Raw genomic sequence first — 19,966 nt, forward strand, 5'->3', positions numbered from 1 at the left:
TTTGGCCGATGACGATATGCCCAAGCGGCTGCATACGCGCGATCACGGCTTCGAAGCGGCGTTCGCCACCTTCCTCGGCGAAAAGCGCGAGGCTTCGGCCGACGTCGGCGCCGCCGTTGCGGCAATACTCGCCGACGTGCGCACGCGCGGCGATGCGGCATTGATTGAGCTGTCGAAGAAGTTCGACCGGGTCGATCTCGACAAGCTCGGCCTGCGCGTGACGGAAGCCGAGATGCACAACGCGCGCGACGCGTGCAGCGCCGAGACGTTGGACGCCCTGCAGCTTGCCGCCGACCGCATCGCCGAGCATCACGAGCGCCAGCTCCCCGTCAACGAGCGCTATACCGACGAGCTCGGCGTTGAGCTGGGCTGGCGGTGGACGGCGGTCGAATCCGTCGGGCTGTACGTGCCGGGTGGCCTCGCCTCGTACCCGAGCTCGGTGCTGATGAACGCCATCCCGGCGAAGGTAGCGGGTGTGCCGCGCATCGTCATGGTCGTGCCCTCGCCCAACGGCGAGCTTAACCCGCTGGTGTTGGCCGCCGCGCAGCTCGCCGGCGTCGAGGAGGTCTACCGCATCGGCGGTGCGCAGGCGGTCGCCGCACTCGCCTACGGCACCGAAACCGTCGCACCCGTCGCCAAGATCGTCGGTCCCGGCAACGCGTACGTCGCCGCGGCGAAGCGGCTCGTGTTCGGTACCGTCGGCATCGACAGTATCGCCGGGCCGTCCGAGGTCCTCATCATCGCCGACAAGCACAATGATCCGGAATGGATCGCCGCCGATCTGCTGGCACAGGCCGAGCACGACACGGCCGCGCAGTCGATCCTCATGACCGACGATGCCGAGTTCGGCCGCGCCGTCGAAGCCGCTGTTCTGCGCCAGTTGCAGAAGCTGCCGCGCGGCAACATCGCCGGTGAGAGCTGGAACGTGTTCGGCGCCATCATCGAGCTTTCCTCGCTCCGCGAAGCGCCGGCCCTCGCCGACCGCATCGCCGCCGAGCACCTGGAGATCGCTACGGTCAACGCCGAGGCGCTGAGCGAGCGCATTCGCAACGCCGGCGCCATCTTCATCGGCTCGCAGACGCCGGAGATGATCGGCGACTACATCGCCGGCTCCAATCACGTGCTGCCGACCTCACGCACGGCGCGCTTCTCCTCCGGCCTCGGTGTACTCGACTTCATGAAGCGGACCTCGCTGCTGAAGCTCGACAGCAAGGCGCTCGCCGCCCTTGCCCCGGCAGCCATGGCGCTCGCCCGCGCCGAGGGGCTGGAAGCGCACCGCCTCTCGGCGGAGATACGCCTGCGAGCCGCGAACGAGCCTGCATCATGAGCGACGCCCAAGCGCCGGCCGATTTGCCGAAGTCGCGGCTCATAGCCATCACGCTCGACGAGAAATCGACGGCCACGACGAACTCGAATATCGAGCACGAGCGCGAGGTCGCGATCTTCGACATTTTGGAGGGTAACTCGTTCGCCCTCGATGGTCGCGACGATGGCCCCTACAAGCTGAACCTGGCGCTGGTCGAGGATCGTCTGGTGCTCACGGTCACCAACGAGGCCGACGAGGCCATCGTCACCCACATGCTGTCGCTGACGCCGCTCAAGCGCATCATGAAGGACTACTTCCTCATCTGCGAGAGCTACTACGAAGCGATCCGCACCGCTCCGCCTTCGCGCATTCAAGCCATCGACATGGGGCGCCGCGGTCTGCACGACGAAGGCAGCCGCACGCTGCTCGAGCGTCTCGCCGGCAAGATCACCGTCGACCTCGACACCGCTCGCCGGCTGTTCACGCTCATCTGCGCGCTGCACTGGAAGGGATAGCGGCCATGTCTCGCGACTTCGCGAGCGGCGGCACAGCCGAAACCTCGGCTTCTCAATCCGCGGTCGCGGAGCCGTCCGTTCGCGAGTTGCCAGGCGCCGTGCTCTTCGCCTGCACAACCAATGCGGTGCGCTCAGTGATGGCGGCGGCGATCCTGCGGCACCTCGCTGGCAAGCGCGCCTACGTCGCCTCGGCGGGCGTGCGTGCCGGCGCCGCCGACCCGTTCGTGACGGCGGTAATGGACGAAATCGGCATCGACGTTTCGCAGCACACGCCGAACACGCTGCGCGACCTGCACGACACCTCCTTCGACCTCATCATCACGCTGTCGCCGGAGGCGCACCATCAGGCACTCGAGTTGACACGCACAATGGCCGTCGACGTCGAGTACTGGCCGACCATCGATGCAACGGCCATGATCGGGCACGGTACCCGCGAGCAGACGCTAATGCACTACCGCGGGGTGCGTGACCAGCTCTTCGAGCGCATCAAGAAGCGGTTCGCGTTCGAGGGAGGTCCGACGGTGTAAGCGGGGCGTCCGCGCCGGTCACAGGCGGCCCACTCTCGCCGATCAGGTACCAGGTCTCCTGCGCCCCCATGCCCTTGATGTCGATCGGCCCGCGGGCTTCATAGACAAAGCTATCGCCCAGCTTGGCCCGGCAGCCCGGACAGATGAGGATGCGTCCGGGTATGGATTGCCCCTCGAGCCGGCTGGCGAGGTTCACCGGATCGCCCCACACGTCGTAGCTGAACTTGCGCGTGCCGATGACGCCGGCCATCACCGGCCCCGATGCCATCCCGATGCGAAGGTGGAGGTTGAGCCCGCTCTCGGCGCGCAGTCGTGCGACGGTCTCGAGCATATCGAGCCCCATTCGCGCCAGCCGCGCCGTGTGGTCCGGCACCGGCTCCGGCAGCCCCGCAACGACCATGTAGGCATCGCCGATGGTCTTTATCTTTTCCACGCCATGGCGAACGGCCAGCTTGTCGAACTCCGACACGATGCGGCTCAGCATGTCGACGGTGGCGTTCGCTCCCAGCCGTCGTGCCAGCGCCACGAAGCCGGAGATGTCGGCGAACATCACCGAGGCATCCTCGATGCTGTCGGCGATCAGGCCGCCGGGGTTGGCTTTCAGCCGCTCGACGATCGGATCGGGTAGCACGTTGCGGAGCACCGCGTCGGTCTCCGCCTTGGCCTGCTCGGCGAGGCTGAATGCGTAGTACACCGAGGCCGCGATGAGCGCGAACGTGGTGATTGCGCCCTGCGTGTAGAGTGAATCGATGACCGCCTGCTCATCGGGCGTGACGGGACCCGAAACGGGGAACGAGTACCAGACATAAAGATGCAGGGCGAGGGCGAGCACGATTACCCCGGCCACCAGCCATATGCGCTCCAATCCAAAGATGACGAAGGCAGCGGCTGCCGCGATGAGATACTGCAGGTGCCCGCCGCCCTCGCGGCTGAAGAAGCTCGCAAAGCCCACGAGCGCAGCGTACTCGACGGCAACGAGCAGCAGACCTCCGGCGATGTCGTTGATGCGATGCGCGAACGGCACCAACAGCACCGCTGCCACCAGCGCCAAATTCAGGTGCACCATCGGCGCGTAGGTCTGATAGTCGGTGGCGGCCTGCTGGATGGCATAGAGAAGGGTCGTCGTCGCGATCAGGTAGCACATCACGTTGAGAATTTTCAGCCGCCGGCGCACGTCGGGTGGATACGACGCCGTTCCCGCTGCGGCCAGCCGCCGTCCAACGCTGCGCACTCCCCTTATGATGCTGCTGTTGAGGAGCGGGCGCAGTGGAACGGCCAGTCGCGACTTGAGTGCTTTGATGGGTGAGGACGAGCGCGCCCGGATCGCGCGCATATGCTCCTGCAGGCGCAGCGCACCTGAGGTTCTACCGGACAATGGGTGGCCTGAAGGCTCCAGCATCCTCACTCGGCGCCGGCGATGGCTTGCAGCTCCTCGATGTCGCAGACGATGCGCGAGCCGTTGCGCTCGAGCGCTCCGCTCGTCTCCAACATCGACAACGCCGTGTTGACCTTCGGCCGGCTGGCTCCGATGAGCAGGGCAAGTTCGCTCTGCGAGATTGGCAATTCGATCGTCACGCGGCCTTCCTCGCTGTCGGGTGCCTTGGCGCGTGCGGCAGCCAGGAAGAAGCGGGCGAGACGTCCTTCGATCGGGTACAGGGCGATAGCTTCGAGCTGCTGGTCGGCCTCGCGGATGCGCGAGCACAGGAAGCGCACGGCGGCCTCCGCCACGTGCGGCTGTGTCTCCATCAACCGCTTGAATGCTGGCTTCGACAGGCTGAGCGCGCTGACCTTGCCCACCGCCGTGGCGTCGGCGGAGCGCGGGCCGCCGTCGAGCATGGCGATCTCGCCGAAGATGGCGCCGGGCTCCGCGTGTGCGAACGACAACTCGCGGCCCTCGGCGGTGAGCACCGATAGGCGCACGCGGCCGGCGACGACGAGATAGATCTCACGCCCGGCATCGCCGCGTGCGAAGATGACCTGACTCGGCTCGAAGTTGACCTCGCGCATCTCGTCGGCGACGGCGCGGCGCACGGCTTCGTCCAGCGACCCGAAAAGAGGTGTGCGTCCGAGGAGATCGACAATCGCGGTCTTGGCAATCATGATAAAAGCCCTTTCGGCCCGGTCGCCGGGTGATTTAGCCTGAAAAGGGCCCGCTCTGGCAACGGCGGATTGGCCCCTTGCTTTTCGAATGGCGGCTTTGCAATGTCCAGTGCCCCGTAGCAGTGCGTCAGCAACTGTAAAATGCCGAGGGTTGGCTTTGCTCGTGGCACGGGGACTATCCCCAACATCCGTCACAACAGGCTTCTATTCCTCGCCCGAACCTCCTCCAAGGTGATGTCTCGATGACCGCCAAGGCTGCCTTCCTTACCGCGCTGAGCCGCACCGATCACCCGCGCCGCGACACGCTGCGCCGCGAGCTGGCCAGGGAAACCGCCGGGCAGCCAGGGCATGCCGCGCGTCCGACACTGGTGCTGGCCAGCGCCAGCCCGCGCCGCCTGATGCTGCTGTCGCAGGTGGGCATCGAGCCGGATGCACTGCGCCCCTCCTCGATCGACGAATCGGCAAGGCGTGGGGAGATGCCGCGTGCTTACGCGGCGCGCATCGCGCGGATGAAGGCGGAAGCCGCCCGCGACCAGATCGCCAACGACAAGGACATTGCCTCGGCCTATGTGCTCGCCGCCGACACAGTGGTCGCCGTTGGCCGCCGCATTCTGATGAAGCCGTCCAACATCGAGGAGGCGGCCAACTGTCTGCAGCTCCTGTCGGGGCGGGCGCATCGCGTGCTGACCAGCATCTGCCTGATCACGCCCGACGACCGCGTGCGGCACAAGATCGTCGACACGCGCGTGCGCTTCAAGCACCTTACACGCGAGGAGATCGAAGCCTATATCGCCTCCAGGGAGTGGCGCGGGAAGGCCGGCGGCTACGCCATCCAAGGCCTCGCCGGATGCTTCGTGCAGAAGATTGTCGGCTCCTACACCAGCGTCGTCGGCCTGCCGCTCACCGAGGTGGTGACGCTGCTGGTCGGCGAGGGCTTCCCGATCCACTTCGCCTGGGTGCGTGCCGCCGAGCTCGACCCGACCTGATCGTCAAGCGTTGAACTTCGATGGCGACAAAAGATCCATCAGCTGCGGGATATGGCCGCTGCCCCATTTGCGGCGCCAAGGCGGAGATGGCCTACCGGCCGTTCTGCTCGGCGCGGTGCCGCGACGTCGATCTGGCGCGCTGGCTGGGGGGCGGCTACGCCATCCCCGGCGGGCAGGCGGCGGCGGACGAGGACGGTGAGGAGGCGGCACATCGCACGCGCGGCGAGGATCGGCGCCAAGACGATGACGATGAACTCGCCTAGGCACGGATTTGCCATGCCTCTGCAGGTTCTTCCTGCGACGGGCGAAGCGCTGGACAGGCGGCCGGACGCTCACTATAACGGCCGGGCTTTGGCGCCCGGGACTGTCGCCGAAGTAAGCCCAGGTAGCTCAGTTGGTAGAGCACGTGACTGAAAATCACGGTGTCGGTGGTTCAATTCCGCCCCTGGGCACCAGTCTCAAAATGTCATTGTAGATCAGATGCTTATGTAGTTGGGTGGAATATCTTTGTGATCCCCACGGCACACTCACTCTTTTCGGCGCCAAGCGCAAAGTCCTATAACGACGCGACTTTCGGCAGACATCATCACCGCTGGCGCGCTGTCCAGAACCGGAATCACACCACCAGCTGGCAGAAACTTCGCTGATGAGCCGACACCGAATGTTCGGCCTGACTCCCGGGCCGCGCATCGGCGCCTTGCGATCATGCTTGACACCGACCGCACGTCGGCGCCCACGCTGGCGGATCAATGTCGATAGCGCGGTGACCCTTGCGGGTGCACGCAAAGCATCGGACGAACTCGCCATCGCTTTCGTCCCGGCAGGGACGTCTTGTTCCCGCCGTCGGGCAGCCGGTCCATCCCATTGGGAGGAGTTTCGCCTAGGGAAGCTCAAGGAAGGTAAGCGAACGGCCGCCACGGCTTTGCCGGCACAATTCCCTGCTGTTGCGCGCATCGCTAATCGGGGCGGCCCCGGGAAATGGGACCGCCCATTTCCGGCTCCATACTAGGTCGGCGGGAGCTGGAAGTAATAGTTCGAGGCGATTACGACCGCGGCTGCGAGAAGCAGCGTGAGGTAGGGCAGGAATCCTGCCTTTCGCGCTCCGAGGTCCTGGCTCTTCAGATTGAGGTCGAGCAGCATGTGGTCGGGGAACCTGCCGCGATCCTGCACATAATGGCGGAACAGGAATACGGGGATGATCAGCGCCGCGAAGGCGAGGCCATACCAGAGCGCGTTCGGGTTGCCCCATACCTTGGCGCCGGCGCCCATGAGCACGAGGTTCACGAAGCCAAGGAACACGTTGAAGGCAACGAGCCAGTTTGGCGCCTTGTAGGGGCGCGGAATCTGCGGGCTGTCGATGCGGTGTATCCAAGTCGCCTGCAGATTGAGGAAGATGAAGATCATGTAGCCGACGTTGGAGATCGACAAGATCAGGTAGTAGGCAGTCGCATCCGAAGCGGCAAAGGTCAGCAGCCCGAGATTGAAGACCAGGTCGGTCCACATCGCCCGCGTCGGCGCGCCGTGCTCGTTGACGTGGCCAAGGTACTTCGGCAGCCAGCCGTCTACGCCGCCCTGGTAGAGCGTGCGCGAAGAGCCCGCCATGGCCATCATGATGGCGAGGATGAGGGCGAGGATCATCATCATCTCCAACAGATGGAGGATGACGCTGTTGCCGCCGCCGACCATGTCGCCCATGGCAGCCGCAACGCCCGTTCCGTCGACGATGCCCGGCTGGGTCATGCCCTCGAGGCCGAGGTGGCCCTGGAAGGCAGTCGCGACCAGCGCATAGAGGACGACGCACAGAGCGCCGGCGGCGATGATCGATTTCTTCGTATCGGTGCTTGGGTTGGGGAACTCGCGCGTGTAGCAGACGGCCGTCTCGAAGGCGTAAGTCGACCAGCCGGCGATGAAGAGCGCGCCGAGGAAGTACGTCCAGCCGTAGTTGTTCCATTCGCCGTTGGGCGGGACGAGCGGCGTGAAGTTCTGATAGTTCACGCCGCCGTTGAAGAACGGCACGACGCCGACGATGAGCATCGGAACGACGACGAGCAGGCCGATCCACATTTGGATGCGCGCCGTACCAAGGATGCCGCGGTGCTGGATCGCGAAGGCCGCCAGCATGAGAATGGCGCCGATAAAGAATGTTGCGCCGACTTCGATTTTCGCCAGCCCGAACAGGTTAAACTCCACAAGCTTGAAGGAGCGAATTGCAGGCGTTGCTGCATCGGTCGCTGACGCTAGTGCGATCTTCAAAGCTTCTTCGCTTGATTTGCCAGCTAGGGCAGCAGCGTTTGCTGCGTCATGCAGCCAAGCAACGACCTGAGGCGAGTCGGTGGTGAATACCGGCAGCGGCGCAATGGCATTCAGGATGTAGCCCGCTGCGATGGCGCAGCCGAGAGAAAGAACGGGCGTCCAGGCGAACCAATTGCACCACACGGACAGGGGGGCGATAATCTTGCTGTACCGCAGCCAAGCCGCGGCTCCGTAGACAGCCGCGCCACCCGATTTGTTGGAGAAGAGACCGGCGATCTCCGCGTAGCTGTAGGCTTGAAAGAAGCCCATGACGACGGAGATGGTCCATACCAGGAACGCGAGCTTGCCTGCAGTCGCGCCCATGCCACCGATCGAGATGAGCACCAATGCCGGAACGCCGCTGGCGATCCAAAAAGCGCCCTTCCAATCGATGGCCCGGTGCAGGCATCCTGGTTCACTCTGCGCTGCCGCGCCGTCTATTCCACGTTGATCAACTGCTAACGTCATAAGGCGTTCTCCCATCCCGTTGGGCACCTATACGTGCCTCTAGCCACGGTAGGCATCTTCCCTCGGCGTTGCATTAGACGCAACTTATTTGCATGTGATGCATTGCAACAAATTTGCATTTAGCGCAATAGACTTTCGTATGGGTTGCGTCTGAGAATGTCGCGCCGACAACCCCATTTGCGATCCGCCGGATGAGCCGGTAATCAGTTACGTGAGAAAGCGGGGGCGACCAGATGACGAAGCCAGGAAGGAAATCCGCAGGGCGCGTTAAGTCGGCGCCTTCCGAGCGGCGCAGAGCGGCCACTGTCGAGCGCCAGGTCAAGAACGAGCTGGCCAATCTGCCCCTCGAGGCGCGCATCGGTGCTGCCATCAAGCGCCGCCGCCTCGAAGCCAACCTCACCCTTTCAGACCTGAGTACCGGTGCCGGCCTATCGAGCGCGATGCTCAGCCGCATCGAGAACGGCATGGCAACGGCAAGCCTCGACGCGCTGGAACGCATTGCCGGCGCCGTAGGCGTCAATCTCTCCGATCTGTTCCGCGAATCAGAATCCCGCCAGGGGAGCGCTCAGCTCGTGAGGAAGACCGAGCAGATGGAAGTGGTTCGCGTCGGGACGAAGTACGGCCACACCTATCGCCTGCTTTCATACGACCGAGGGCCGCGCAAGCTCTTTGAGCCGTTCTTTATCGAAATGGACAAGAAAAGTGAGTCCTATCCGCGCTTTGCGCATCCAGGTACTGAGTTTATCTACATGCTGCAAGGCCGCATGGAGTATCGGTTCGGCGATCAGACCTATCTCATCGAACCCGGCGATGCCTTCACCTTTTCCGGTAATGTGACTCACGGGCCGGAGAGGCTGCTCGATGAGCGTATCCGGTTCTTGGCGATCATCATCTATGCGGAATGACGCTCCCAAAAAAAGGGGCCGGAGGACCCAACCTCCGGCCAGTTAGGGGATCACGTCAGAAGGTATTCGCGCCTGGAACCCAGTTTGTTCCCGCCAATGGCACTCTCGCCATTGCCGCAGCTTCTATCGTCAGGGCTGTGAGGTCCTCGGGCTCGAGATTGTGCAGATGGTTCTTGCCGCAGGCGCGCGCCAGCGTCTGCGCCTCGAGGGTCATGACCTTGAGGAAGTTAGCGAGGCGCCGCCCAGCGGTGACCGGATCGAGGCGCCGGGTGAGCTCGGTCGTCTGCGTCGTGATGCCGGCAGGGTCCCTGCCCTCGTGCCAGTCGTCATAGGCGCCGGTCGTCGAGCCCAGCTTCTGATACTCGGCTTCCCATTTCGGATCGTTGTCACCGAGGGCGACGAGCGCGGCGGTACCGATCGCCACCGCATCGGCGCCGAGCGCCAGCGCCTTGGCGACGTCGGCACCGTTGCGGATGCCGCCCGAAACAATGAGCTGCACCTTCCGATGCATGCCGAGATCCTGTAGCGCCTCGACCGCCGGGCGGATCGCCGAGAGCAGCGGAATCCCGACGTGCTCGATGAACACCTCCTGCGTTGCTGCGGTACCTCCTTGCATGCCGTCGAGCACGACCACGTCGGCGCCAGACTTCACGGAAAGCGCAACGTCGTAATAGGGACGGCTGGCGCCCACCTTGAGGTAGATTGGCTTCTCCCAGTCGGTCATCTCGCGCAGCTCGTTGATCTTGATCTCGAGGTCGTCGGCGCCGGTCCAGTCCGGATGCCGGCAGGCGGAGCGCTGATCGATGCCCTTGGGGAGCTGGCGCATCTCGGCCACGCGATCGGAGATCTTCTGGCCGAGCAGCATGCCGCCACCGCCGGGCTTGGCGCCCTGGCCGACGACGATTTCGATCGCGTCGGCCTTGCGCAGGTCGTCCGGATTCATGCCGTAGCGCGACGGCAGGTATTGGTAGACGAGAAACTTCGATTGGCCGCGCTCTTCGGGCGTCATGCCGCCATCGCCGGTGGTGGTGGACGTTCCGGCGAGAGAGGCGCCGCGTCCCAATGCCTCTTTGGCATTGGCCGACAGCGAGCCGAAGCTCATGCCGGCGATGGTGATGGGAATGGACAGCTTCAGCGGCTTCTTGGCGAAGCGCGTGCCGAGTGTCACGTCGGTTCCGCACCTCTCGCGATAGCCCTCGAGCGGATAGCGCGACATCGAGGCGCCGAGCAGCAACAGATCGTCGAAGTTCGGCAGACGCCGCTTCGAGCCGCCGCCGCGAATGTCGTAGATGCCGGTCGTCGCTGCGCGGCGGATCTCCGAAAGGCTGTAGTCGTCGAACGTCGCGGATTTGCGTGGGGCAGTCGGGAGCCAGCCCTTCTCATGCTGTGTCATTAGTATGCTCCCGCGTTGTCGATGTTGAAATTATAGAGTTTGCGCGCCGAGCCGTAGCGGCGGAACTCGGACACATCCACTTTGCCGGCTTCGCCGGCAGCTTTGAGCAGCTCGATGAGCTCGGCTTTGTGCTCGTCGCTAAGCTCCTTCTCGATGCAGTCGGCGCCGAGCGAGGCAACGGGGCCGCGCACATAGAGGTGTGCCTCATACAGCGAATCCCCGAGCGCATCGCCGGCCTCTCCGAACACGACAAGGCGGCCGTTCTGCCCCATGAAAGCAGAGAGGTGGCCGATATCGCCTTTGACGACGATATCGATGCCTTTCATCGAGATGCCACAACGTGCGGAGGCATTGCCCTCGACAATCAACAGGCCGCCGCGGCCAGTGGCGCCGGCGCTCTGGCTCGCATCGCCTTTGACGTGGATGCGGCCGGACATCATGTTCTCGCCGACGCCCTGGCCGGCGCTGCCATCGATGACGATGTTGGCCTGCTTGTTCATGCCGCCGCAGAAGTAACCGACGTTACCATCAATGCTGATAGTGACGGGTGCGTCGACACCGACGGCGATCGAGTGCTCACCGTTGGGATTGGCGATGCTCCACAGCGTCTCGTTGGTGTCGGGCTGCAGCTTGTGCAGTGCTGCGTTGAGTTCGCGCACAGGAGTGCTTACGAGGTCGAAGGCGGGCATTATACGTGCTCCCAGAAATAGACGGTGGCGGGCTTCGGCTCCCAAACGCGGGCGCTCTTGATGTCGGGGAGGCACGTGAGGCTCTTGTATTCGGAGGAGAACGCGACGTAGCGGTCCGTCTCAGCCATCACCGCCGGTTTGCAGGCGATCGGATCGCGGAGCACGCCGAACCCTGATTCTGTCCCGACGACGAAGGTGAAGAAGCCGTCGAGATCATCGAGACTCGACTTGAGTGCCTGGCCGAGAGTCTGCCCCTGCCGCATGCGGTGCGTCAGGTAGCCCGCGGCAACCTCGGAATCGTTCTCAGTCCTTATTTTCGCGCCTTCGCGCGTCAGCTCCCGGCGCAGCGAGGCGTGATTGGAGAGCGAGCCGTTGTGGACGAGGCACTGGTCAGCACCGGTCGAGAACGGGTGCGCTCCGTTGGTCGTCACCGCCGACTCCGTCGCCATGCGGGTGTGCGAGATGCCATGTGTGCCGGACATTGTGGCGATGCCGAACGCTTTCGCCACGTCGTCCGGATAGCCGACCTCCTTATAGATCTCAAGCCGCTGTCCTTCGCTGACGACGCCGGTCTCGGGAAAGTTTGCCGAGAGCCACTCGATGGCGCGCGCAACGTCGTCGGGCTTCAACGTGATGACGGCGTGCGATAGTCGTACCGCTGAGGACGCTTTGGGGTCGATCGCCGCGACAAGCCTTTCAGCGACGTTCCTGATGAAGGCTTCCGAAGGCCCGGCGATGGTGAGCTTCGATTTGCCCTCCTCGCCGGCGCCATAGATTGCGAAGCCCGCCGAATCCGGTCCGCGGCTGCAGAGCGTAGAGGTCATCTTCGCCAACAACTCGCCGAGCTGGGGCTGCAATGTGGGGTCCTTGATGAAGAGACCCGCAATTCCGCACATCTTTGTTGTTCTCCCCTTTGGGTGCTTTTTTCTAGAAGAAGGCCAGGTAGCGCTTGGTCTCCCAATCTGAAACGTGCCGGTGGTAGTCCAGCCACTCCTCCCGCTTCAGCGTCACGAACTCGTCGATGAAGTCCTCGCCGAGCGCCGACTTGAAGAGATCGCTGCGTTCCAGGTGCGAGATCGCCTCGCTGAGCGACTGCGGAAGGATGTCGACGTTGTGGGTGGCGATCTCAGCCGAACTGAGAGCGTAGAAGTTGACGTTCTGGGGCGGGCCCGGATCGAGCTTGCGGTCGATGCCATCGAGACCGGCGGCGATGAGCGCGGCTTGTCCGAGGTAGGGATTCATGCCGGAATCGCCGACGCGCAACTCGATGCGTCCGTATGGGATGCGCACCATGGCGGTGCGGTTGTTGTCGCCGTAGGCAATGAACACCGGCGCCCACGTCGTGCCGGACGCGGTGCGTCCGATGACGAGGCGCTTGTAGGAGTTTACCGACGGCGCCAGCAGCGCGGTGAGCGCCTTGGCGTGAGCGAGGATGCCTGCGGTGAAGTGGTACGCGAGCTGCGACAGGCCCATGCCGCGGCGGTCGCTCGCATCATAGAAGAGGTTCTTGCCGGCGCTGTCGGCAATCGAGCAGTGGATGTGCATGCCGTTACCGGTCATCGAGCTCTTCGGCTTCGGCATGAACGAGCAGATCGCGCCCAGCTCGTGGGCGATCTCGGCGGCGGCCATCTTGAAGAGGATGACATTGTCCGCGGACGTCATTGCATCGGCGTACTTGAAGTTGATCTCGTATTGGCCGTTCGCGTCCTCGTGGTCGATCTGGTAGACGTCGATGCCGAGCGCCTGCAAAGACTCCGTCAGTCGTTCGAGGAACGTGCGTGCGCGGGAAAGGCCGCGGTAGTCGTATGCCGGCTTCTGCAGGCAGTCGCTGTCGTCGAGCGGGCAGACAGAGCCATCGGTCGTGCGCTGAAGCAGGCTGAACTCGGGCTCGATGCCGGTATTGAGGGTCCAGCCCCGCGCCGCAAGACGCTCGACCTGGGCCATTAGGATGTTGCGCGTATCGATTGGGTGCGCCTTGCCGTTGACGGTGCCGGTGCCCATGACGCGCGCGTATCCCGGCGTCCAAGGCAGTAGCTTGAGCGTTTCGAGATCGCCGACCAGCATGTACTCGGCTTCATGTGGCGCCAAGCGCAGGCCGAACACGCCACCGCCCGCAAACCCGGCACCGTCGGTCAGGACATCCTCGAGATGATCCACGGGTACGGACTTGCTTTTTGCTACGCCGTAGATGTCCACGAATTGCGCCAGCACATAGCGAACGTGGTTTTGGGCGAGAAACTGCTTTGCCTTCGGGAGGTCGAGCGCCTCCGGTGTCGCGAGCTGGCCTGGCGATTTTCGCCACGACCAATGGTCGGTGTGGATCATGGGGCTTCCTCATCGAAGAGCGTCGGCGTCTTTGGTGCGCCGTGTGTTGCATGCTGTACATCAAGCTTGCACAGGATGCAAATAATTTGTATCTTGTGCAATAGACCAAGAGAACTGCCGAGGCAGCGAAGGCGCAAATGGGGGAAACGATCAGTGCATCTCAGCTCGCTGCGGGCGGCTTCCGCGGCGACACGGGCCTCAAATTTCATCCCTATTGGTGGGAGGCGGCATCGCGTCCCGTCGACAGCACCCCGGTGCCGAAGAAGTGCGACGTGGCAATCGTCGGCTCGGGCTTCACGGGGCTCTCAGCGGCCAACACGCTGCTCGACAGCGGTAGCGGCGCCGTCGTTTTCGACCGCGATGTGCCTGGCTTCGGCGCTAGCACGCGCAACGGAGGTCAGATCGGCAGCGGCAATCAGAAGTTCCGCGTCAAGACGCTGATCGCGCTGCGCGGCGAGAAGAAAGCTATCGCGCTGATCCGCGAAGGCACGCAGATGCTCGCGCACATCGACGAGCTCGTCGCCGCGGAGAAGATCGACTGCGATTTCCGCCGCTGCGGCCGGTTCCGCGGCGCCATCCGGCCGGAGCACTACGAGGCCATGGCGCGCGACATGGAGGACCTCAAGGCCATCGCCGGCGTGGAGAGTTTCATGGTTCCGCGCTCCGAGCAGGCTTCCGAGATCGGCTCGGAGATCTTCCACGGGGGCTCGGTCCTGCCGCAGGATGCTTCGCTCCACCCCGGCCGGTATCACGCAGGGCTGTTGGCGTGCGTCAATGCGAAGGGCGGTCGCGTTATCGGCAATGCCGCTGTGCTGGAGATCACGCCCGAGTCCAAGGGCTTCCGGGTGCGCACGGCCCGCGGCGAGACGCACGCGCTAAATGTCATCATCGCCACCAACGGTTATACGGACGGCCTCGTCCCGGAACTCAATCGCAGGATCGTCTCGATCGGTTCCGGGCTCATAGCCACCGGCGAGATCCCGGAGGCGACGCTTGACCGGCTGCTCCCGAAGCGGCGCGTCTACGGCAACACCAACCGCGTCTTCTACTATTTCCGCGCCGCGCCCGGCGCGCGCCGCATCATCTGGGGCGGCCGGGTCGGCCGTGTTGCTGCCGCGAACTCGCCGCGCGCCTACTGCCATCTCGCCGACGACATGCTGCGCGTGTTCCCGGATATCGCCGATGTTCCCGTCACGCACGCGTGGAGCGGCCTCATCGGCTACACTTACGACGAGGTCCCGCACCTGGGGCGCTCGGCGGCAGGCCTTTATTACGCGCTCGGCTATTGCGGCACCGGCGTGTCGCGGGCCACGTACTTCGGACACAAGATCGCGCTGCAGCTCCTCGGCAAGAAGGAAGGACGCACGGCGTTCGACGATCTGACGTTCCCCGCCTTTCCTGCGCATACGATCGCCAAGCGCGCCGTACCGGCCGTCGAGACCTGGTACCGCTTCCGCGACGCCACGAACCTCTGAAAAGAAACGGGAGAATGAGGAAATGTCGAAGACAATCACGCGCAAGAATATCTCGTCGTGCGGCGTTTACGAGGACATCTTCGGCTACTCCCGCGCAGTGCGAGTGGGCGACGATATTCACGTGTCGGGAACGTGCGCGCCCGCCACGCATGACAAGAGCGATGCTTACGAGCAGGCGCGGGCGGCTTTGTCGATCATCGAGAAGGCGATCGCCGATGCCGGCGGCGCACTGCGCAACGTCGTGCGCACGGTCGTCTACCTCCGCGAAATATCTGACGCAGATCTCGTGGCGCGCGCGCATCGCGAGGTCTTTCACGATGTGCGGCCCGCGAGCACACTCGTCCAGGTGACATCGATGCTCCGGCCTTGGCAAAAGGTCGAGATCGAAGCCTACGTAAAGCTTCCATAGCCAATCGCCCGGACCCTCAATTGTGCCGGCTCGCCTTGCCCCGACAGAAACAGTCGCCTCTGTGCCGGAGGATGAAGATTTCATCGGATTGTTTGCCGACTATTATGCAAGCCATCATGTATTTGCGGCTGACGGGGAGGGTGCCGTCGCGATAGAGCGGTTGCTCCGCGGGGGCGGTCCCCTCAACGGTCGAAAGACGATTCTTTACGCCGATACGGGCAACCCCATGCATCAACACAGGTTGCGCCTAACGGCCCTTCGAGGCACAGAACTGATTGTCTTCACTTCCATCGCAATGCTGTTGCATTGGATGAACTCGTTCGACCTGCGATCGAGCGGCCCCGTCCGGCTCTATGCCGCTGGATCAAGGACCCTCATCAGGTTGAGTGTGGAGCTTGCCGCTAACGCAGGCCTCCTCCAAGAAAGCATCTTGACGGAGCTCTGCAATCCGATTGAGCGCGTCGAATGCAGCACGTGCGGGACCGTGACTACGACGGTCTATCCTGCCCTGCTTCTGTGCTCCTGCTGCGGTATCGAACTGCGCATCTCATCCTATTATTCCGTTCCTTCTGGCACGTATCTGGGACTGCCTTATCACACAAACGAGCGGTCATAGCAGGGCAACCTTTTATCCAACCCTGCCGTCCATGCTCTGCCGACGGTCTGCTCCAATTTTCCGTTCCGGGCGTCGAGCACATTTGCCTCGCTCACGTTGCGCTCGCGGGCGCTTTGAGCGCCAAGGTTGGACATCAATCGCTAGAGGCGCCACCGGCTTATCGGCGCACGTGCTTGATCGAAACGGTGCGGTTGTGAGTTGGCAAACGAAGTGAGTCCGTTCGCTCATATTCTCTTGGTTTTAGTTCCGCAATTGCGTAGCATGCCCACGGCATTTCCTATTCCTACTTATTGCCATGACTTCTTCGCGTCGCTTTCTTGTCAAGGTCAGGGGGAGCGCTGAGCGTCCTCCTAGCGATCGTTGGGCTATCGCCGCTGCACCAGCATCATCGCGCAGATACATCATGGATGCGCCGACCCTGGATGTTCCAGGATTGGCCGCGCACGCCCGTACGGTCGACCGCTGGTACGCCATCGAGCTCAAGGATGACGCAACTCACGAGAACGCGTGGGACGATGCGCATGTCTTTTTTCGGCGTGCCGCGCAGGGTATGGCTGACGAACGTTTGCTGACAATCGAGCCTGATATCGAGCAGCGTTGGTACCCGCAGCGGCCAAGCAGCCCCACGGACCGAGAGCTCGCGGCGGCCGAGAAGCCGGCATGCACGTTCGAGCCCGCTGACCCATCTCTGCCGGGCGGCAAGACGTTCGCATGGCACCTCGATAAGGACTTCACCCGCCTCGCAGAGGCACGCGGCAAGGTCACAGCCGCTGAGGCGAGGCGGATCAAGATTGCCCATCTCGATACCGGCTTCGATCCCGATCACGTCACGTGTCCGGAGCACATGCTCGCCGCAGAGCAGCGGAATTTTGTCCCCGATGATGGTCAGGCGCCGTCAGATGCCCGCGATCCCGGAAGCCGCGGAATACTGCGCAATCCCGGCCACGGACCCGCGACCCTGGCCCTCCTCGCCGGCAACAAGGTTTCGTCTGACCCCCACTACGTGGGATGGCAGACGAACAACCTCGGGGGGGCGCCGCTGGCACAGGTTGTTCCAATCCGCGTTGCTACCTCGGTCGTGCATTTCTGGACGAGTACCGTGGCCGAAGGCTTCGCATATGCACACGCCATCGGCGCAGACGTGCTCTCCATGAGCATGGGTGGCCTTCCATCCGCGCTCTGGGCCGATGCCGTCAACAAAGCCTACGAGTCCGGCATGGTCATGGTCTGCGCTGCCGGCAATAACTACTCCGGATTTCCAACGCGTGAGATCGTCTGGCCTGCGCGTTTCGAGCGCGTCATCGCCGCTTGCGGTGTCATGGCCAACATGCGCCCCTACTACAATCTTCCACTCGGCGTGATGCAGGGCAACTACGGCCCACCGGGGAAGATGCATACCGCAATGGCCGCATTTACCCCCAACACCACATGGGCCAGGCTCGGCTGCAAGAAGCTTATCGATATGGATGGCGCCGGAACCTCCTCGGCAACACCGCAGATCGCGGCCGCGGCCGCCCTCTGGCTCGCCAAGAACGGTGACCAGTTTCCCGGTCGGACTTGGCAGCGCGCCGAAGCCGCCCGCGTAGCTCTGTTTGCCAGCGCCCGAAAGAGCATGCCGCATGTCTCGAGCCACGATGTGGAGGAGATGCTTGGACGCGGGATTCTGGATGCCGCAGAGGCGCTGGAGCAGGTCCCGAAGGCGACGGACCTCAAGCGCGTGCCGCCGGACAGCGCAGACTTCACTCTCCTCAGGGCATTGCCAGGCTTCGGTGCCGCGAGGCCGTCTCCGGCCGAGCGGCTTCTTGAAATCGAGCTTGGCCAACTTGTCAGCCGATCGCGCACGCTGCAAGAACTTGTCGCCGAGATCCGCGGCGGCACGAATGCCGACGACCGGAGCCTGCGCCAGATTGCTGAAGCGCTTGTCGACGGGCAGATGGCGAGCGCTGCCCTGCGCCGAGCAATCACCCACCGCTATGCGATCGGCCATACGCCCGCCGTCAGCCTGGACAAGGCAGGGCCGAAGCCCCGCGCCGAGACCCCCTCGGGGTCTCGCATGATGCGCCGTAACCTGCGCGCTTTACCGGCCTATCGCCGGCTGCGCATGTTCGCGATCGACCCAAGCTACAGCACCAGGCTCGATACTGCCTTCCTCAATGAGGTCGTTGCAAAGGTGCCCTGGGAGGCGAGCGCGGCGCTGAGCAGCTCCCTCAAGCCTGGACCCGTCGGGGAATACGTCGAGGTGGTTGACATCGATCCCCCAAGTGCATGCGTGTACGAGCCCATCGATCTCGACGATCCACTGCTCTTGGCATCGGACGGCTTGGCTCCCTCAGAAGGGAATCCGCAATTCCATCAGCAGATGGTGTACGCGGTCGCGATGACCACGATCTCGCATTTCGAGCGCGCCCTCGGGCGGCGTGCACTCTGGGCGCCGCGCCAAATTCCATATGGTGAGGGCAATGGAGGCTACGAGCGAGTCTACGTCCCGAGGCTCCGCATCTATCCGCATGCGCTGAGACAGGACAACGCATACTACAGCCCCGACAAGATCGCTCTGCTTTTCGGCTATTTTCCCGCAACCGTCGGCGATGCCGGCTCGAGCCTGCCGGGCGGGATGGTGTTCACCTGCCTGTCGCACGACATCATCGCCCACGAGACCACGCATGCGCTGCTTGATGGCCTGCATCGGCGATTCGCCGAGCGCACCAATCCGGACATGCCGGCCTTTCACGAGGCGTTTTCAGATATCGTCGCCCTCTTCCAGCATTTCACCTTCCCCGAGATCGTGCGCTACGCTGTGATCCGGCATCGCGGGGACTTGGCGATCAGCGACATCCTGGCGGAGATTGGTAAGCAGTTCGGAGACGCATCGGGACGCTATGGCGCCCTGCGGAACGCCATCGGACCGCGCACTCAGGAGTTCAGCTACTCAGAGACGATGGAGGCTCATGACCGCGGTGCCATTCTGGTAGCCGCCGTCTTCGACGCTTTCGTCGCCATCTATAAACGCCGGACCGACAAGCTGCTGCGGGTCGCAGGCTACACGTCCTGGTCGGCCGGGGACACCTCGATCCGTACCGACAGGCCTTTCCCCTCGGAACTCGTCGACCTCCTGGCCGAGGAGGCTTCGAAAACCGCAAGCCATGTCTTACGGATCTGCATCCGCGCGCTTGACTACTGTCCGCCCGTGGACCTCGATTTCGGCGACTATCTGCGCGCGCTCGTAACGTGCGATGCCGACCTCGTCCCCGATGATCCACTTGGCTACCGGCTCGCCTTCCTGGAGGCGTTCCGCAATCGCGGTATCTTCCCGAGGAAAATCCGTACTCTCTCTCTCGAAAGCCTGAACTGGCGCGAACCGGAGCAGCAGATCCGGGGTCTTGGAGAGATCGTGCGGCGCCTAGATCTCGACTGGAACCTCGATCAGGACCGCAGGCTGGCTTACGAAGCCTCCCGCAACAACGCCGTGCGCTTGCATCGCTGGCTGACCGACAGGTGGCTCAGCAAGGAGCTAACGGACGACGATCTGAGGACGCTCGGCATCGATCCCGAGCATACACGGCCGGATAAGAGGACCGGGCGGCCGAGCCCGCGGTTCGAGGTCCATTCTATCCGTCCGGCACACCGCGCGACGCCGGATGGCCGCTTCCGGACCGAGGTGGTTGCTGTGCTCACACAGAGTCGCGTCGAGCCGCTGTACCGCCAGGGCGAGGGTACCGCCGACGCTGACCAGAGGTTCCGCTTCCGCGGTGGCGCGACGCTGATCATCGACGCCGAGCCCGGCAACGAGCGCATTCGCTACAGCATCTTGAAGCCGCTCTGGAACAAAGATCGCCTCGCCAAAACGCGGGCCTACCTCGCAGGAGAGCCGGAGTTTGGTCTGAGAGCCACCTACGGGCTCGCGGACCGCGCCCTCGTCGAGCCGTTTGCTCTGCTGCACAGCCGGATATGAAAAGGCAG

General features: G+C 63.6%; 16 protein-coding genes and 1 tRNA gene. 10 read left to right on the forward strand and 7 right to left on the reverse strand.

Annotation, left to right across the window (positions count from 1 at the left end):
* Positions 1-16 precede the first annotated feature (16 nt).
* The 3 genes from hisD to F9K20_RS06365 are packed head-to-tail and all read left to right on the forward strand — an operon-like array spanning position 17 to position 2,348.
* On the forward strand, positions 17-1,327 hold the full coding sequence (gene hisD / locus F9K20_RS06355) for a histidinol dehydrogenase (protein WP_290998973.1): 1,311 nt from the start codon (positions 17-19) through the stop codon (positions 1,325-1,327).
* Entirely contained in the window at positions 1,324-1,821 is a 498-nt protein-coding gene (locus F9K20_RS06360) for a UPF0262 family protein (RefSeq protein WP_290998753.1), read from the forward strand. Before hisD ends, F9K20_RS06360 begins: the two co-directional genes overlap by 4 nt.
* A 5-nt stretch (positions 1,822-1,826) precedes the next feature.
* A complete protein-coding gene (locus F9K20_RS06365) occupies positions 1,827-2,348 on the forward strand; it encodes a low molecular weight phosphatase family protein (protein WP_290998756.1) in 522 nt (173 codons plus the stop codon).
* On the opposite strand, the gene F9K20_RS06370 is transcribed toward F9K20_RS06365, so the two are convergent.
* Positions 2,308-3,681 (reverse strand): adenylate/guanylate cyclase domain-containing protein, encoded by a 1,374-nt coding sequence (locus F9K20_RS06370; RefSeq protein ID WP_290998758.1) that lies wholly within the window; start codon positions 3,679-3,681, stop codon positions 2,308-2,310. The genes F9K20_RS06365 and F9K20_RS06370 overlap by 41 nt on opposite strands.
* A gap of 68 nt (positions 3,682-3,749) precedes the next feature.
* Entirely contained in the window at positions 3,750-4,448 is a 699-nt protein-coding gene (locus F9K20_RS06375; protein ID WP_290998761.1) for a Crp/Fnr family transcriptional regulator, read from the reverse strand.
* Between the two features lie 242 nt (positions 4,449-4,690).
* Between F9K20_RS06375 and F9K20_RS06380 the strand changes: the two genes are divergently transcribed.
* The 3 genes from F9K20_RS06380 to F9K20_RS06390 all read left to right on the forward strand — a co-directional run bounded on the left by F9K20_RS06380 (position 4,691) and on the right by F9K20_RS06390 (position 5,889).
* Positions 4,691-5,434 (forward strand): Maf-like protein, encoded by a 744-nt coding sequence (locus tag F9K20_RS06380; RefSeq protein ID WP_290998763.1) that lies wholly within the window; start codon positions 4,691-4,693, stop codon positions 5,432-5,434.
* 20 nt (positions 5,435-5,454) lie between these two features.
* Positions 5,455-5,697, forward strand: a complete 243-nt coding sequence (locus F9K20_RS06385) for a DNA gyrase inhibitor YacG (protein WP_290998766.1) — start codon at positions 5,455-5,457, stop codon at positions 5,695-5,697.
* A gap of 116 nt (positions 5,698-5,813) precedes the next feature.
* Positions 5,814-5,889 (forward strand) — tRNA-Phe (locus F9K20_RS06390).
* Positions 5,890-6,439: 550 nt separating this feature from the next.
* Here F9K20_RS06390 and F9K20_RS06395 read toward each other — a convergent pair.
* A complete protein-coding gene (locus tag F9K20_RS06395) occupies positions 6,440-8,194 on the reverse strand; it encodes an APC family permease (protein ID WP_290998769.1) in 1,755 nt (584 codons plus the stop codon).
* 233 nt (positions 8,195-8,427) lie between these two features.
* Here F9K20_RS06395 and F9K20_RS06400 point away from each other — a divergent pair, with 233 nt between their 5' ends.
* Positions 8,428-9,099 (forward strand): helix-turn-helix domain-containing protein, encoded by a 672-nt coding sequence (locus F9K20_RS06400; RefSeq protein ID WP_290998771.1) that lies wholly within the window; start codon positions 8,428-8,430, stop codon positions 9,097-9,099.
* A gap of 55 nt (positions 9,100-9,154) precedes the next feature.
* Here the strand turns inward: F9K20_RS06400 and F9K20_RS06405 are convergent, their stop codons facing one another.
* From F9K20_RS06405 to glnT, 4 genes are read right to left on the reverse strand one after another with little or no spacing between them, the layout of a single operon-like run.
* On the reverse strand, positions 9,155-10,492 hold the full coding sequence (locus F9K20_RS06405; RefSeq protein ID WP_290998774.1) for an FMN-binding glutamate synthase family protein: 1,338 nt from the start codon (positions 10,490-10,492) through the stop codon (positions 9,155-9,157).
* Positions 10,492-11,181 carry a protein glxC gene (locus tag F9K20_RS06410; RefSeq protein ID WP_290998776.1) on the reverse strand — a complete coding sequence of 230 codons (690 nt, stop codon included), beginning with the start codon at positions 11,179-11,181 and terminating at the stop codon, positions 10,492-10,494. The genes F9K20_RS06405 and F9K20_RS06410 overlap by 1 nt, the downstream gene beginning before the upstream one ends.
* Positions 11,181-12,077 (reverse strand): glutamine amidotransferase family protein, encoded by an 897-nt coding sequence (locus tag F9K20_RS06415; RefSeq protein ID WP_290998779.1) that lies wholly within the window; start codon positions 12,075-12,077, stop codon positions 11,181-11,183. Before F9K20_RS06415 ends, F9K20_RS06410 begins: the two co-directional genes overlap by 1 nt.
* A gap of 31 nt (positions 12,078-12,108) precedes the next feature.
* On the reverse strand, positions 12,109-13,506 hold the full coding sequence (glnT, locus tag F9K20_RS06420; RefSeq protein ID WP_290998782.1) for a type III glutamate--ammonia ligase: 1,398 nt from the start codon (positions 13,504-13,506) through the stop codon (positions 12,109-12,111).
* 137 nt (positions 13,507-13,643) lie between these two features.
* On the opposite strand from glnT, the gene F9K20_RS06425 reads away from it, so the two are divergent.
* From F9K20_RS06425 to F9K20_RS06435, 3 genes are all read left to right on the forward strand, one after another.
* The gene (locus F9K20_RS06425; RefSeq protein WP_290998785.1) at positions 13,644-14,981 is read left to right on the forward strand and encodes an FAD-binding oxidoreductase; all 1,338 of its coding nucleotides are present in this window, start codon (positions 13,644-13,646) and stop codon (positions 14,979-14,981) included.
* A gap of 22 nt (positions 14,982-15,003) precedes the next feature.
* Positions 15,004-15,390, forward strand: a complete 387-nt coding sequence (locus F9K20_RS06430) for a Rid family hydrolase (RefSeq protein WP_290998788.1) — start codon at positions 15,004-15,006, stop codon at positions 15,388-15,390.
* 1,019 nt (positions 15,391-16,409) lie between these two features.
* Complete coding sequence (locus F9K20_RS06435) at positions 16,410-19,958, forward strand: S8 family serine peptidase (RefSeq protein WP_290998791.1); 3,549 nt, start codon at positions 16,410-16,412, stop codon at positions 19,956-19,958.
* Positions 19,959-19,966: the final 8 nt, after the last annotated feature.

The organism is Hyphomicrobium sp., assembly GCF_009026145.1.
In the GTDB taxonomy this organism is placed as follows: domain Bacteria; phylum Pseudomonadota; class Alphaproteobacteria; order Rhizobiales; family Hyphomicrobiaceae; genus Hyphomicrobium_A.